Here is a 14,721-nt window from a genome sequence, read left to right as displayed (position 1 = left end):
CCGCCAGATCCATCGTACGGTGTGTCTCCAGGTGCTCCATCTGATCCTGTTTGACCACTATATGTTTTGTTACTATAAATTACTTTACCACCTTTTCCGCCTTGTCCTCCAGGAGAGGAAACGGTACCACCAGCTCCGCCTCCAGTTCCAGTTCCTGGATTTCCGTCTTGCCCAGATCCACCAGGAGATCCTGCACCACCGCTTGTCCCATACAACGTAGTGGTACCATAATGTGTGTCTCCTCCCTTTCCTCCTTGTCCACCGCCTCCTGCTGCCGCAAGAATCAATGCTCCGTTTAAGTTACATAATGTAGCCTTGCCGCCACGGTATCCATTTTCACCAGCCGATGAGTACCCTCCATTCCCACCAGGGCCACCACCTGTGCCACCAGATGCCCCAGTTGCAGCAGCATATATAGAAAGCTGTACGACATCTGTAGGGAGCAGAGTAAGGGTTCCTTGTACAATCCCCCCAGCCCCACCGTTCGTTCCGCCACCCTTTGCTCCATAAGCCGTTATTTTGTATGTTCCATATTCAGGAGGACTCCATGCTAGTGGGTTTGGACTCCAGTTGAACACAAGAATGTCGCCTGCTGAGAGGGTAGACGGCAATGTCATGTTGGAACTGCCTGGCGAATTGATTGTGTACTGAGCCATCATTTCACCTCTAGTCTTTCAATGGATTTCAGAGATGATGTATCAATCGTCGATCTGAAGAGTGTTCCTGCATCTGTCCATGAAGAGTCAACTGTCATCGGAGTGGAATACGAAGTCACTTCATGAAGACTGCCATCAAAAGCAACCTGTGGGTCACTCTGAAACTGACTTGCTTCTGAAGCCACAAAATCATTCTTGAGGTTGCTGACAAATTGATACCCCCCTGACATATCCACTTTGATTTTGATGTATCTCCCTGAAGGTGAAGCAATGGTTCCATCTGAATTCAGGGGTGTATATGGAGAGAAGTTGATTCCATCTGTAGAGGTAGATGTCTCAATCGAAATGGATGTACCAGTTGGTAAAGTATTCGTCACGTTGATTGTATCAAGAGACTTAAAGTTATCTCCTAAGTCAATGACATCCGATTCCCATGAACCTGATGCCGCATAAGTGACTGGAGAATCCTCATCGGCACTCGTTCGTTTCAGTTGCAACTGATCACTCACAATCTCTGTGTTGGTAAACGTACCTTTTGTCAGATCAACGGAAACGTCATCGGTATCGTTGACCTTCGTAGCTATGGAAATCTGAAACTCAGAGGGGACAATATCGGAGTCTTCCGCCGTCGTGACCACAATCGCAGACGGCTGGCCAGATACCACTTCAACAGCGCCGAGGATTGTATCTAAAACATAGCCAGACGACTGTAAAGGGTCAATTCCAGAGTCGTCTTGAAAATCCTCCACCACCATATCCGTATGCTCGTACCGGTTTTTATCGATGATGCTCTGAATGAAAAGGTTGGTTTTATTCAGATTGATGGCCGTCGCCGCCTCTACATCGGAGACATGGTGAGATACTGTAGGAATCTCTTCAGATTCTAACGCACTCAATCGGGTGGCAACGTCGGTATATGCGCCCTGTGGGGTTGCCCCCATACGGTTGGACAGGGCACTCATGGCTTTTTTGGCCTTCATGGCTTGTTGAAGAGCCAGGATATCCAATCCAATCACCTCTTTCACATCTATGAGGCGGGAGGGGGGCGGAGCGACCCCACGTTCTTAAACCCAAGCGTAAGACAATGCCCGAAGCTGTGAGCTCCCCGTCAACGTGGCTCTGATCTTTAGTTGGTTGCCAGAGGCGCAGGAGATGTCCATGATTGTCCCCAAGGTGGCTGCATTCCACGTCGCGCCGCCATCCAGACTGTAACTAAACGCCGCCTCTGGATCCGCGTCTGCGTTGATCATGAGCTTGCTTCTCGGATCCGGAAGTGTCTGGATGGGCATTACAACATCACCCGGACCGATATATGCTTTATTCACTGTATCATAGGTGGCTGTGGTGGCGGCAGTGTCAACCGTCCCCACATCCTCAAATGTATCGACAATCATGTCATACATACTGTATTGAGCAGACTTGATCAAAGCATTGCTCTTGAAATTGAGCTTGGAGAGGTTGATGGCGTTGATTTGCTCGAGGCTCTTCAGCCGGTTCTCCAGCGAAATCTGGTCAGCTTGTACGGAGAGCGAATTTATCGTAGGCGTGACCATCGACACAGGATTGGCGGTAATCGTAAGGAAATCCGCCGCTGCTTGGTCTATGGAAGTTGCCTGTTCAATATAATAGGCAAAGCGGATCTTTGTGGATGAACCAATGAGCTTTTGCCATTGATCCAGTGTCAGTCCATTAAAGGTGTCCGGCGTCATTACCAAGGATTTCACAGTAGCCAAGTCTGTTGTATCTACGACAGCCCACGCGCCGCCATTGTATGAATGCCACGTTTCCCCGCCATCCACACTCGCCAGCACTCCCAGTACACCAGAACCAGAAACAGAGGCATTAAGCTGAATCGACTGAAATCCTTGTGGCGGAAGATCAATGTCACCCGTTGGAAATACAAGTCGCGGTGCAGGAACAGCGGTGATCGTCGCGGTATGACTTGGAGTCTGTGTATCATCTGTCCAGAACAAGAGCTTAGGCTGAGAAGATGTGAGCTGTTGAATAGCGTCGGGCGTGAGGACAGACAAGTCTGTCATGCCATTTTGATCAAACATGTCCTGAGTGGCAGGAGCAGATCCAATTGTCGTCCATGTACTAGATACATATGCCTCAATATCCATCCCATCTTGTATTAAGAACTTCTTTTGGGGTGCAGGTGGATCTACGACAAGCATTGGACGGAAACCGTAAATAGAATTGACTGAACTTGATCCTGCTTGATCCCAAGTGTTTGCTGCACTGTATCCTCTTGTTACCCTCCATGTACCTGCAGAGGAACCCACAGTAGATGCCCAACTGTATAAACCACTCCAATTCCATACATTGTTATCTCCCGCTGTAATGGCGCCATTCAATGTGGAGTTAACAATGTACTTATCCCATTCATTATTGGTGTCTTGAGAAGATGTACCACCCGTGAGGAGCCGAAGAGTGTGTTCTTTTGATGATGGTCCAATCAATTGAATTGATTTAAATGCGCGGTCTGCAACACCACTGCTGTAGATTTGTACATTGCTAATTTGATAGTAGCGGTAAGTTACCACATCAAATAATACTGTGTTGCGCTGTACTTGTGGTGCAGATACAGATTGGATAGTTGTCCATGTAGAGCCATCGTTGGATCCACTTAGGGTAAAGCTTTTCACTACATAGGATCCGTCTGCAAAATAGCTCATGCCCTGAACACTGATTGGGGATAGGAAATCTATAATGATGTTCTGAGAAGCACTAAAATAAACGTTCGATGATTCATACCCATCAAATATTTTCCATGCATCAGAAAATCCGGATATGGAGCAGATGCCTGGACTTGTATCAGATGTCATTACCGGAACTAGATCTCTGAGAAATGAATAGGGTAATCCACTCCCGCTGGCGATGCCTGCTGTATTTAATGTATCCCATGAAATGCCGCTTTGAATATTTCGGTCCGCCACAAGGAGCTTTCGTCCGAGATAATCTCTATCCACCATGATGAAGTAGAATGCACCATTTGGCGTGGCAGAAGAGGCAGCGGGAATCAAAGAAGCTGTAGATGTACCAAGATTCTTGAATGTCCCGACCTGATCAGATGTGGGAGCCGTATATTCTGCAACAATCCTGTCTCCCACAATCATGTCTTGAATGGATGTACACCATGCACCTGGTACACGGTTACCGTTGGAGTCAACCAAGTACCCATCGGTGTCGATGGCGTCAAACACAAAGTTACTTGCTTGTGTAAGAGTAATTGTCACAGAATGATTTCCTTGTGAAAGTCCAGTTTGTTCGAACACGAGCGCCTGAGCTACTGTGGTGGCTCCGTTGCAACTAAACGTATTCTGAGCGTCATCGATTGCGACCTGAACACTTGTGGGGCCATTACTGTTTACTACTGAGATAATTCTTAGTTTTGTTCCGAAAAACGTAAAGGACACTAAAGCTCCAGTAGCTGTCGATTCCCTTCTTGTTTGATTGAAATTAGCCAACCCAGGCCCAGATACCGAACTCCATGTTCCTGTATAGGTAAGAGCTTTATTTGTATCATCATACCGTTTCCAACCATACTCCGGATAAAGAAGCTGTTGTCCTACTGTAGCCATATGCTCTCACCTCTCTTTATTCTTGGTACTGGAAGACTGGGCGGAAACCGGTAGTTGTGATTGCGGTACTTGACGCCCTGTAGTTAAAATTCCATGACTGTGATGGATTGTTGGACCTTACCACCCTATTGGTCGAGACAGCTATGGCAAGTGCCGGAGTGTCTTGACACCATGTCTGCATATAAAAAGAGCCATTCCCGTGGTGCCACACATTGTCATCTCCGGCAATAATCTTTCCCCCTAGGGTGGAGTTCATGAGGTAGCGATCATATTCATTGTTCGTTGGCCATCCCGGTGAAGCATTTGTTCCACTCGTAGTGTAATTCCCATTCGCATCTGCATAAGCTACTCCACCTGTAAGGGAACGTATGATGGGGTTGGATATACCTTGCTGCGCATATGTGCTGTCAGAAAACACATTAGATGCAGGAGTTCCTTGAATGACCTTGCCAGAATTCAAAGTGTCCCACGAGATGGAGTTCACGATTACACGATCCGCAATGAGTAAACCTTTATCAACCTTTACAAAGTAAAAGGACCACTGAGTTGATTTAGCGCCATTGGACGGATTTGCCATACCAGAGTAAGACATCTCGCTATAATTGCAACTGCCAAGCATTCCGAGTTTTGGTGCTGAATTGCTTCCTACAAATGTCAATCCGCAGACAATATAATCTCCTATATTCATTCCTTGCAGAGTCGTTACCAATTTCCCGCTTGTTGCAGGTGCTGCCATATTAGTTCACACTCACTTTCTCAATAGAACTAAAGGCTGTCTTGTCCAAGACTTGGCTAAACATATGGCCGGCCCCTACCGCACCTTCATCCGTCATCGTGAATGTGTAACTGGTCTTGAGGTGAAGAGCCCCGTCCGCTACTGTATTACTGTCCAATGTGAATGTGTTTTGAGGATCTGAATTGTTGAATTCAAGGGTCGTTGATGTTGAACTTGTCACTGGTGCGGTTAAAGTCACCCTGAATTTCAGGTATCTGGTCTGCGGAATGTTTGCTGGGTCATATGTCGAATAGTTTGAGAATGTAACGCCATCCGTTGAGGAAGCCACTTCAAGAACGCATGACGCTCCTGAGGGTACAATGTTCGTGATGTTGACGCGTGTCGTATCGATCCAATCGCTCGTCAGGTCAATAATAGGAGATTCCCACGTGCCGGAAGTGACATATTGATTCTCTCCAAGACATTTCAGCCGCAGTTGTCCTCCTACAAACTCGGTCCCATCAAAGATACCTTGGCTCAAGTCAATAGGAATGGAGTTACTGGCCTTTAATTTCGCCGCTTGATCTTCCAACCATGCCAATCGATCGGCAACGGTCGCAAACCGGCCTTCCGCCAGCGGCGCGACAACGTTGAGATCAAGATTCTTAATCTTATTCAAGGCTGATTTGGCCTTGCTCATCACGATGGCATCCATTGTCTTTCACCGCCCTTACGAAATCGTGGTTGTGGTCGATACTGCGGTGATATTGGTGTTGGTGGAATCGTAAGTGTAGGTTTTAGTCACCGTCACCGTCTTGCCGTCTTCAATGAGTGTCTTGACAGATTGTTGAAGTATGCCGTTGACGGGATCTGAATACGTGTAGGTAACGGTATAGGCGAAGTCCCCAGTTACCGTAACAGATGTTACGTTGCCATAATCATCGTAAGTGTACTGTTCTGTGTAGTTTCCGCGCTCTGACACCGCGTGGATTTCGGCCAGCAGGGCATCCGTAAGCTGGGGTTCGCCAACGGTCTTTAGACCCACTGTGCCAGAGGCTGAGGACAGACTGGATACTTCGGATTCCAGATCGGAAACACGGGTGGACATGTCCTTGCCACTCGCGGTTTTGGCGTTCTCTAAGTCCACGATGACTTCCTTATTCTCCATGTTTGTCATGCGGATCGACATTTCTTGGCCGGTTGTGTCTTTGGCCATCTGTAGGTCTTTGATCACATCTTGAATGCTCGAGTCCAGGTTTTTCAGCAACACCGAAGGGCCATCAAGCCGGTCGGACAGCGAGGGAAATGTCCCTCGGGCATTTCTCAGGTCTTCAATCAGTTGCTGGAGGTCCACACTGAGATCGGATTTCAGAATCTTGGTCAGCGGCATCCCTATTTACCTCCTTATCGGGTGTTTCAGCTTACGTTGACACTGGAGACCACGATTCGCTCGTCATCATTGACATTCTGGTTGGTCAGCAACGCCGGCTCATTATTGAGATAGAACTGGGTGATCGTGAATTCCTGAATCCGGCTATCCGCATCCATGATGGCTTTGACCAACTCGTTATAGATCAATCCCTGCCCCATACTGAGGTTGCCGATGTAATTGTAGATGGCCGTTTTCACGTTCAATTGAATCAGTTGTGCATCCTGGTCGGAAACGGAGTCTGCAAGGGTAAGCTGCAGGCTGATGTCGAGGGGAATCTCTGTGGGAAGCAGAATATTGTCCCGAACACCGAACGCTTTCACATCCTCGACGGCCGCTTGGACTTGGCTTTGCACACTCTCCGGTGTAAATCCGTTGGAGGTGATGACGTAAAAGCTAAAGCTGCCAGTGCCCTGCGCATACTCCTTCTCCACCACATCATCCACACCTGGAACCGGTAGAATGGCCAGACGCAATGCGGTTAAGTTGGCGTTTGCCGCGGCCAGCACCCGTTGTGAAATCTCGTATCGATATGTGTCATCATCAATGAGGACATCATTCATCTCGCCTGTGGTCTGATCGATGACGGTCGTGGTTCGACGAGGGTAGCTAAAGAGTCCACCGATGAGATCCAGATACTGACCTTCGGCGGTACTTAGAAATCCCATGTTCAGGATCGTTTCTGCATAGTCGTATAGCCGTGGATACTCGTCTTTCATGGCCTCGACCAGCGCGCGGGCAATGGCTCCCGGCGTGAGATTGGTAATCGGTGTGTTCGCCGGGATGTAGGTCAAGGCATCCTGGAGAATCTGATCGGCGGTTCGTTTGATCAGGGTGGCCACATCACTCACCCCTTCCCCTACAACTGAGAAGTCTGTTTGACAACCAGTGGCTGATCGGCGCCGGCGTCAAGAAACACGTAGTAATCGATCTGGTCGATGCTGGTCGGCACTGGCCGGATGGTCAAATCCGCAGGAGAAAACCGTCCATCAAACGTGAGTGTTCGCAAAATCTGAGCCGCTCCTTGATCCGCGGTGGCCCGGGTATTGGGTTCCCCCTCAAGAAGCTCCAGATCCCCGCCAATATCCGGGTGCGTACTCCAGTCCCCCGTCTGTGTGCGAATCCGGTTGGTCATATCCTGCCGGGGACATTCCCACTGCTCAGTCAAGGCTAAATCGCCGGTTACAGGGTCCACCTGTAGATCGCCTTCAATTCCATTTCCGTAGAAGCGTAAGTCATAATCGTCATACCGAAGTGCCATCGGGAGTCCCTCCTAAGATCTGCAACACGTCTGCAAATTCCTTGTTGATGGGGTTGAGCGGCTGCTTGAAGTTGGGGTCGTACGTCTTTGTTTGATAGCAGAGGAACTGAATTGTGGGAGCGACAAACGTAATGCTTTGCGTGTCTGGGTCGATCCGAAAGCCAAGTCCATAATCAGCGAAACCTTCGAGCGTACCACTGGAGCGGGCCAAAATGCCGGCGCCTGTCATACGATGCACGAAGCCGACATCTTGATTGTCCGTCCCGTTGGTGGCATGAAACTGGTTGACCATATCGTCGATGTCAACGTCTGGCTGGAATTGAATATCATTCAAAGTGTCCGTCCATGACATGCACTTCACCTACCAGTTAAAAAGTTTGGAGACGAAGTTGGCGACACCAATCTGAAAGTCATTCACAAGGACTTCCAACCCACTTGGGTCTCGATAGTAGGCCGTGATAACGGCATGCGACTTATCGCCGCCAATGAACTCTACCCATACCCGATCATTGGGTTTCAGACCGTGGTCTAAAATGCCCTGTGAGTATACAAAGCAAGGCACGTCAACATATCGCTGATACTTGCGCCCCATGAAGACGTCGATGTCTGCGGTGTGCCAAACATCCTTTTCAATCTTGGCGCCTTTATGCCGGCTGCAGTTGCAGATATCTGCCGCCGGATGAAAGTTCACGACATACCCAATCAGGCCGGAGGTGTGGGTATCACCCGCCGCCTCCCGACCTTCATGGGCTAGCTGCTTGCGAAAATGACTCGTCTCAGGCATTCCGATCAGCCCCTCGGATAGGACAGATGTAAGTGGTTATAGTGGTCATCACGCTGCTGAATCACAACGTTGGGATACTTCTTCTTCATGGCTGCGATCACGTCCACATCCCCGTGAATGATTCCGCCGAAACCAACCTGAATCGCTAGGTCAATCAAGGTCTCGAGGTTCTGCTTTTCCTTGCTGCCTTTCGGGAACCGGACCTGTCCGCCGATCCGCGGGGCGTCCGGGGTATCGATGTCAATCGCCCAACCGGTCATGTGCCAGCTGCCCGACTCGACGCGGTATGTGGAGGTCAGATTCAGTTTATCTCCCGTCTTTTGCTTGTATAGCCTCGCCAGTTCATCGGCCATTTCAAGCGTACCCTTGTGTGCGTACTTGATGGCCGCGCTGCCATCGACCCATGTTTGCCCCAGGTGTTTGAGTCCGAAGGATGGGACATAGGCCAATCTCTGTTTGGCTTGTGCCGGGGTCAAATAGTATTTCTCTCGATGGTTCGGATCGGGCGGTGTCTCATCGATCTTGACCTTAGTGGCGGTGCCTGGCCATTTGAAGTTGGGATCGAGCTTTGCAATCTCTTTCATGATGTTGGCGATGTCCGTGGCCCAGTGTTTGTCCGTGGCATACTTCTCATTCATGCCTTCCAGGGTCGGACCCTTATCCTTGCTGTAGAACTGTCCACCGGGTGTCAGATAATCATCCTTCACCTTGTTGGCCACGAAAATGATGCAGTGTTCATCGGAGTCAAAGGAGTCGGCGTCGCCATAGGGGTTGGAGTCGTATGCACCGTAGCCAAACAAGTTGTGTTTGTCTCGATAGATCTGAGACGTTCCCCATCCAGATTCGTGGGCGGCGTGAGCGGCAAAATACAAACCATTCATGACGCGCCCTTCCTTGGCTTGATGTCCCGGAAGCGGTGGGATCTGCTTCTCCAACTGGACAAAGTATTTTCCAAGCCCTTTGAGATGACCGCCTCCATTGGCCGCAAATGCCTTATCAATGGCCTCGGCGCTAATGCCACTTGGTTGATTGAGGTCGATCTTCGTAAAGTCGGTGCCATCGTAGTTGTAGCCATCCCCGCCACTGATGAGCTGGGCAATCTCACTCGCCAGATTCGAGATGGCATTCTTGATCAGAGAAGGCAGTTGACTAATCTCCTGCAATCCCTTTTGCATGGCGCTGATCTCATCGCTGTAGTCCGGCTTCTTGTTCTCGTCATCCAGACGCTGGAGTTCGCCCGACATCTCTTTCTTGGCGTTCTCCAAATCGGTGTTGTACCACTGGATTAGCGTCGGGTCATACGGAACCGGCCGGCGGTATTGCTCAAAGAACGACATCGCGGAACTGCTGGAGCCCGTTGACGACCCATTGCTGCTCGCTTTTACTGACACTGGATTGTTGGAGCTTCCAGCCGCGCCATACTGCGAGGTGTCAACGCCGAGGAAGACGGAGAAGATCGTGGACGCGACGCCATTGGTCAACAGGGACTGCCACATGTCTGGGGAGTCTCCGACCACCGATCCCTTATGGCCATTGAGTCCGGCCGTAAACTCGATGCCTTCTTTCTTAAGGGGCATGACGAGGCAAGCATGGCGCGTGAAGAGGAATCGCTTGAGGAACTCACCCACGGTCGCGGTCAGAAGCGACATGGCCATCGTCTCGACCAAAATGGCGATCCATCCAATGGGACCGGCGAACATCTCTGCCCCTACAAGACCGGCTTGTGCAAATCGAGCTGCCATTCCAATTGCCTTTGCGCCGCCGGCCACAAACTTGCTTGTAGCCTTCTCCAGTCTCAATGTTTTGGCAGCTGAACTCACCTTATCATAGCCCCAAAAGCCTTTTTCGAGCAAAGCAGAATCGCCTCTGTTGAGCAACTCCTCTATCTGCTGTGCATTGACACTCCCAAGGGTATCGGCCGTTTTCTTCAGAAGCCCGGACTTCTTCCACCGTTCTATGGTTTCTTTTGAAACCATGTCAAACTTCCGGGTATACGTCTGCATATCGCTGCCGTTCCACCAATTGTTCAGTTTTGTGCCGAGTTTCGTGGCGTCGAATTTGGCCTTGAGCGTCTTCATGTTGTTCTTCGTCATGGCCCAAATGGCGTTCATGATGGGCAATGCACCGGTGTACCCGGCATTTCGGAACATACTCCGCAGCTTCAACGTGACCAACAGCGGTGTCAATGTGGCCGTCATCGAGAACGCGCCATTGATCACTTTCCGGTCGGAATTGACCACCACACAGTCCGGCTTGATGGCTGTAACATAGCCCATATCCAGGGACATGATCTGCGTAACTTCCTTGACTTCCGCAGGCCCCGCCATGTCGATGTACTCATCATGGATGAGGATTTGGTCGAACGGCTTTACTGTTGGATCACCCATCACTGTGAGGTACCCATCGTACATGTCCTTCACATAGTCACGAAGGGCGGATGCCGCGATTTTGATGGCGACGCCCTCATCGAAGTACCACTTGAATGGTTTGTTAAGCAGACCTCCCACGAAGGGAACGGCCTTTTCAACAAACCAGATTCCCTTGGCGTTCACTTGTGTGTCGACGTTGACCGTGCGTTGCTTCTCCGGCCAGATGTCCGCGTCGACATAGATGGGGCGCGTGGTATCGAGCTTGCCTTCGTTCATGAAGGTGCCAATCGCCACGGTGTACATATTTTGCTCCGAGGCAACGATGCTATTGTCAATAATGCTCGTCCACGAATCGTACAAATGGTACTGGCGGAACGGCTTCATGAGCGTTCCCGTAATCTTGTTATTGTCGACGACGTACCCATAGTTGAGCGGGAAATACGGTTTCCCCATGAAGATGGTGCTACGGAACTCAAATGGATGAACGGCCAGAATGTAGTCCGGTCCCATGTAGGCACAGACACTTAGAACATCCCACACCGTCTTGTCGTACAGTGTGATGTTAATACTATCTTCCTGTCCCTGTCCAATACCAAACATGTCTTCGAGCTTGTGCCAGAAGGTGTCGTTCTCGACATTCAACAGACCGTTGGTCTTGTAGATGTTCATGTTGATCTCGTAAATGTCTCGGTCTGTACCTGAAATCAGCCATGCGATGGGCAGAACCCCTTTGATGAAGTCCTGACCAGAGATCGGTACACCATGCATACCAAAGTGCATGATGCCCAGGGAGTGGCTATAGTACGCTTTGTTGCTGAAGTCTTCCCACAGGTTGCCGATGAATCCGCTGATGCCGCTGCCGCGATCCAGAAGCAGGTCGTCGATGATCTCAGACGGTTCCTTCTTGGCCTGCAGGAATCCATCCGTGGAATCGCCAGGCTTCGCCTTGAGCTTATTGGTCAGTTCCACCCCATCATCCTGGACGATCATCGTCACGGTATCCCCGTTGTTCTCGAGCTGTGTCACCGTGCCGTTCATGATCGTCGGCAGCTCTGCGGCATTGGAGCCGTATCCCATGCGGAAATGCACTCTGGCCCCCGTGCGCAGGAAGATCGACTTGTAGTAGTTCGAATTCCGGTCGCGGCTTTGCTCAATGTGTGCCGCCTCCATCGTTGGCACAAAGAGCGATTCAAACAGGCTCAGGGTGTTGGGATGAGTCAGGTCCACGCTCTTCGTTGCATCCGTCAGGTTGCCAAAGACGTTGCACATTTCCACGACGAGTGTGCTGGAGGCCTGTTTCCGGTTGTTCGTATAGGTGATGTCCGATACCGCCGAATACCCAAAGAAGTGATCCGCCAGTTTCACCACGCCGTCCACGTACTGACCCTCATCGATGAACACCATAAAGAAAGTCGGGAACGCACGAATCAGTCGGCCGCGTCGGTCGTACTGAATCATGTCCTGGAACATGCCCCGGAAGGTGAAATCGTCACTCTCATAATCCGATTCGTTTCCAGGCTCATCGGGTTGGAACTGTGCGGACAGATCTTCCTCGGTGTTGGCCGGCGCTTTTTGGTCAGCAATGGGCAATGCCGAATACTTCTTCTTCAGATCCTGGCTGGACCACTTGGACTCTTTATCCATGTCCGAGAGGACGGCCTTGATCTTGGCCGTGAGAAGGTACGGCAAGCGTTTATTCTGACTGACCAGGTCATTCCACTCTCGGCCGAAGCCCAGATACAAAGCGATGGCCGCGGCGTACTTTGCCTTCTGAATATCCTTGTCGGGATCCAGGCCAAGCGCATCATATACGTTCTGATTGATCGTCCCGGCATCATCAACTTGGCTTAGGTAATACTTGAGGGCCGCTACGCCTTGGGTCACGTTGTAGACAATGCTCCGACCCAGTGCCTGCGCATCCCCCATCAAGGGACTGACGCGCATGACACCGATATAGGCAGCTTCTTGAATCAGGCTTGGGTCCTTAAAGTAATGCAGATCCGCAGTCTGCATGACCGGGATGTTGGAGTCAGATACCGTGATGTTGTCCAACTCTTTGTTCGCGCCAATTCCAGGATTGTAAAACTGCCGCAGCTTGGCGTCGTTCATTTTCGCAAAGGCAATGACGAACCGCTGGTCCAACCCTTCTGCAGCGGCCTTTTCTCGGATCAGCGTTTCCATGTCCGCCGTCGACAGGTTCTTCTGGTCCGCCGTATCCGGGGGATCGCCCGAGGAGATGCCAGATGTAGGATTGTCATACTTGGCACTTTTCTCGTCGATGTCCTTTTGGGTCTTTTCGTCTGGATTGGCTGTACTCGGCGTAATCTCCGCTTTACCACCGCCGGCATCTCTCAATACGGTGGTGTAGGACTTCGCCACTTCGTCTTTGAGCATGTTGTTAAACTCAAACGGGTCCTCGTACATGATGAAAAAGTCCGGGTCGACGAAATAGCCACCGTTGGTGTTCGGAATCGAGAAGCCGGCTTGCTCGACTTCCGCATACGTCGGGAGTTCGAGATCGGGATACACCTCGATGATCTTGAAGGCTTCCCGGATGGCTGCGTTGTAGACCGCTTGTTTTTGAATGTCCAGCTCGTTCCATCCATCGCTCGTGATTTGCTTCCAGAACGGACGATCTTGCAGCCATGACCAAGACGTAAGGGGTGTCAGCATCTTGAGGAACGAGTTCGTGAACGCTCCACCGAGATCCCACTTCACGTTACCGCCAATCATCTGGGTTTCCGCCAGCCGCTGCTGCATCCGGTTGTACGAGGTCATCTGTAACGTGACCTCGAAGACACCCGGCATGTTTTCCACGCTGCGAACAACCATATCATCGATGATGACGTAATGCACTCCAAAAAGCCGGGCGAGTTGATTATCAAACTCAAGAAAGCCGTTCGACAGTACCGTATGGTACTCCCGGGTCAGATATGAGGAACGGCGCACGAGGTTTTGCAACGACGCAATCGCTTCCTCGTCATCGGTTTGAAATACCGCGGCAAACACGGTGTCCTGAGACCCAAGGTACTGATGCGTCGGGGCTTCGTGCATCTGCAATTGAACAGTGCTGATAATGTTCTGGAAGCTCGCAGATAGACTCACCAGATGGAGGTTGGGGATGGGCCACTCCTCCATATGAATGTCGTACTCGAAAATAGCGCTTCGAGCTTGTTGGTCAAGTTTGTTCCAGAAATCCTCGTCGGAGGCGAATTCATTCTTGATGTCCTGCACCGGATCGGTCGTTTGGGTCTTCTGCAACCAATCCTGATACAGCTTATTCTCCTGTACCCTCCAGGCTTTCATGGCACTTAGATCCTGCTCGGAGGCTACACGGAAGATGTAGCTGTTGTCCAGATCCTCGGTGAGCGGCTCGAAATAGCGGATGTACCGGTATTTCGAAGGCTCTAGGTTCCTTTGGTAGTACCAACGAAACAGCGGCCAGTTGATCATCTCATCAAAGGTACGGCCGGTTTGATCGATGAGATACGACCAAGGGTTGAATGCAAGAAGCTGAATGGTCGCGGTCAGGGTCGTCGGGAAACCAGGTGTGGTTGTAACCGTCAAGCCTTCGACCGTGACCGCTTCGATCTTGTGGACGTTATTTAGATGCGTGTTCTCAATCGGCAAGAACGGACATTTCATAAACTGAGCCAAAAGCGGCCGGAGTTCGTTATTGATCGACTGTGTATCTGGAAAGAACAACGTCAGCTCAACCACTAAGTCCGAGTATCCGCTTTGCTTGGCAAAGCTGCCGCGGCCACGCAAAATATTGATCCGGTCGGATCGCACGCGCCGCGTCACCTGAATCGCCGTTGGCGGTACGTAAAACTGTGTATCTCCAATTCGCAAATGATGGTCAGGGAGCGCCCCATATAGGGCGTCCCGGTCATCGAGAACGGTTGTTGCCATGGAGTTTCCCC

12 protein-coding genes are annotated in these 14,721 nt (G+C 50.6%); all 12 read right to left on the bottom strand.

The window, feature by feature from the left end:
- Window positions 1-79 precede the first annotated feature (79 nt).
- The 12 genes from ASH01S_RS18325 to ASH01S_RS03460 all read right to left on the bottom strand — a co-directional run bounded on the left by ASH01S_RS18325 (window position 80) and on the right by ASH01S_RS03460 (window position 14,710).
- The gene (locus ASH01S_RS18325) at window positions 80-229 is read right to left on the bottom strand and encodes a hypothetical protein (protein WP_157066966.1); all 150 of its coding nucleotides are present in this window, start codon (window positions 227-229) and stop codon (window positions 80-82) included.
- Between the two features lie 66 nt (window positions 230-295).
- Entirely contained in the window at window positions 296-496 is a 201-nt protein-coding gene (locus tag ASH01S_RS18320) for a hypothetical protein (protein WP_157066965.1), read from the bottom strand.
- A gap of 159 nt (window positions 497-655) precedes the next feature.
- On the bottom strand, window positions 656-1,663 hold the full coding sequence (locus ASH01S_RS03500; protein WP_067923542.1) for a hypothetical protein: 1,008 nt from the start codon (window positions 1,661-1,663) through the stop codon (window positions 656-658).
- Window positions 1,664-1,720: 57 nt separating this feature from the next.
- Window positions 1,721-4,240, bottom strand: coding sequence for a hypothetical protein (locus ASH01S_RS18315; protein WP_157066964.1), 2,520 nt, complete (start codon window positions 4,238-4,240; stop codon window positions 1,721-1,723).
- A 16-nt stretch (window positions 4,241-4,256) separates the two neighbouring features.
- Window positions 4,257-4,976: a hypothetical protein gene (locus ASH01S_RS18310; RefSeq protein ID WP_157066963.1), complete on the bottom strand. Its 720-nt coding sequence runs from the start codon at window positions 4,974-4,976 to the stop codon at window positions 4,257-4,259.
- A 1-nt stretch (window position 4,977) separates the two neighbouring features.
- Window positions 4,978-5,670 carry a hypothetical protein gene (locus tag ASH01S_RS03490; RefSeq protein WP_157066962.1) on the bottom strand — a complete coding sequence of 231 codons (693 nt, stop codon included), beginning with the start codon at window positions 5,668-5,670 and terminating at the stop codon, window positions 4,978-4,980.
- 15 nt (window positions 5,671-5,685) lie between these two features.
- Window positions 5,686-6,345: a hypothetical protein gene (locus ASH01S_RS03485; protein WP_067923530.1), complete on the bottom strand. Its 660-nt coding sequence runs from the start codon at window positions 6,343-6,345 to the stop codon at window positions 5,686-5,688.
- Window positions 6,346-6,371: 26 nt separating this feature from the next.
- The gene (locus ASH01S_RS03480) at window positions 6,372-7,226 is read right to left on the bottom strand and encodes a baseplate J/gp47 family protein (protein WP_067923527.1); all 855 of its coding nucleotides are present in this window, start codon (window positions 7,224-7,226) and stop codon (window positions 6,372-6,374) included.
- A gap of 17 nt (window positions 7,227-7,243) precedes the next feature.
- Complete coding sequence (locus ASH01S_RS03475; protein WP_067923524.1) at window positions 7,244-7,645, bottom strand: hypothetical protein; 402 nt, start codon at window positions 7,643-7,645, stop codon at window positions 7,244-7,246.
- A complete protein-coding gene (locus ASH01S_RS03470; RefSeq protein WP_157066961.1) occupies window positions 7,629-7,979 on the bottom strand; it encodes a hypothetical protein in 351 nt (116 codons plus the stop codon). Before ASH01S_RS03470 ends, ASH01S_RS03475 begins: the two co-directional genes overlap by 17 nt.
- A gap of 27 nt (window positions 7,980-8,006) precedes the next feature.
- Window positions 8,007-8,429, bottom strand: coding sequence for a hypothetical protein (locus ASH01S_RS03465; RefSeq protein ID WP_245628918.1), 423 nt, complete (start codon window positions 8,427-8,429; stop codon window positions 8,007-8,009).
- A 5-nt stretch (window positions 8,430-8,434) separates the two neighbouring features.
- Window positions 8,435-14,710, bottom strand: coding sequence for a glucosaminidase domain-containing protein (locus tag ASH01S_RS03460; protein ID WP_067923515.1), 6,276 nt, complete (start codon window positions 14,708-14,710; stop codon window positions 8,435-8,437).
- Window positions 14,711-14,721 lie beyond the last annotated feature (11 nt).

Origin of the sequence: Alicyclobacillus shizuokensis NBRC 103103, from assembly GCF_001552255.1 — a bacterium.
GTDB lineage: Bacteria > Bacillota > Bacilli > Alicyclobacillales > Alicyclobacillaceae > Alicyclobacillus_G > Alicyclobacillus_G shizuokensis.
This window is presented reverse-complemented; position numbering and strand designations above follow the sequence as displayed.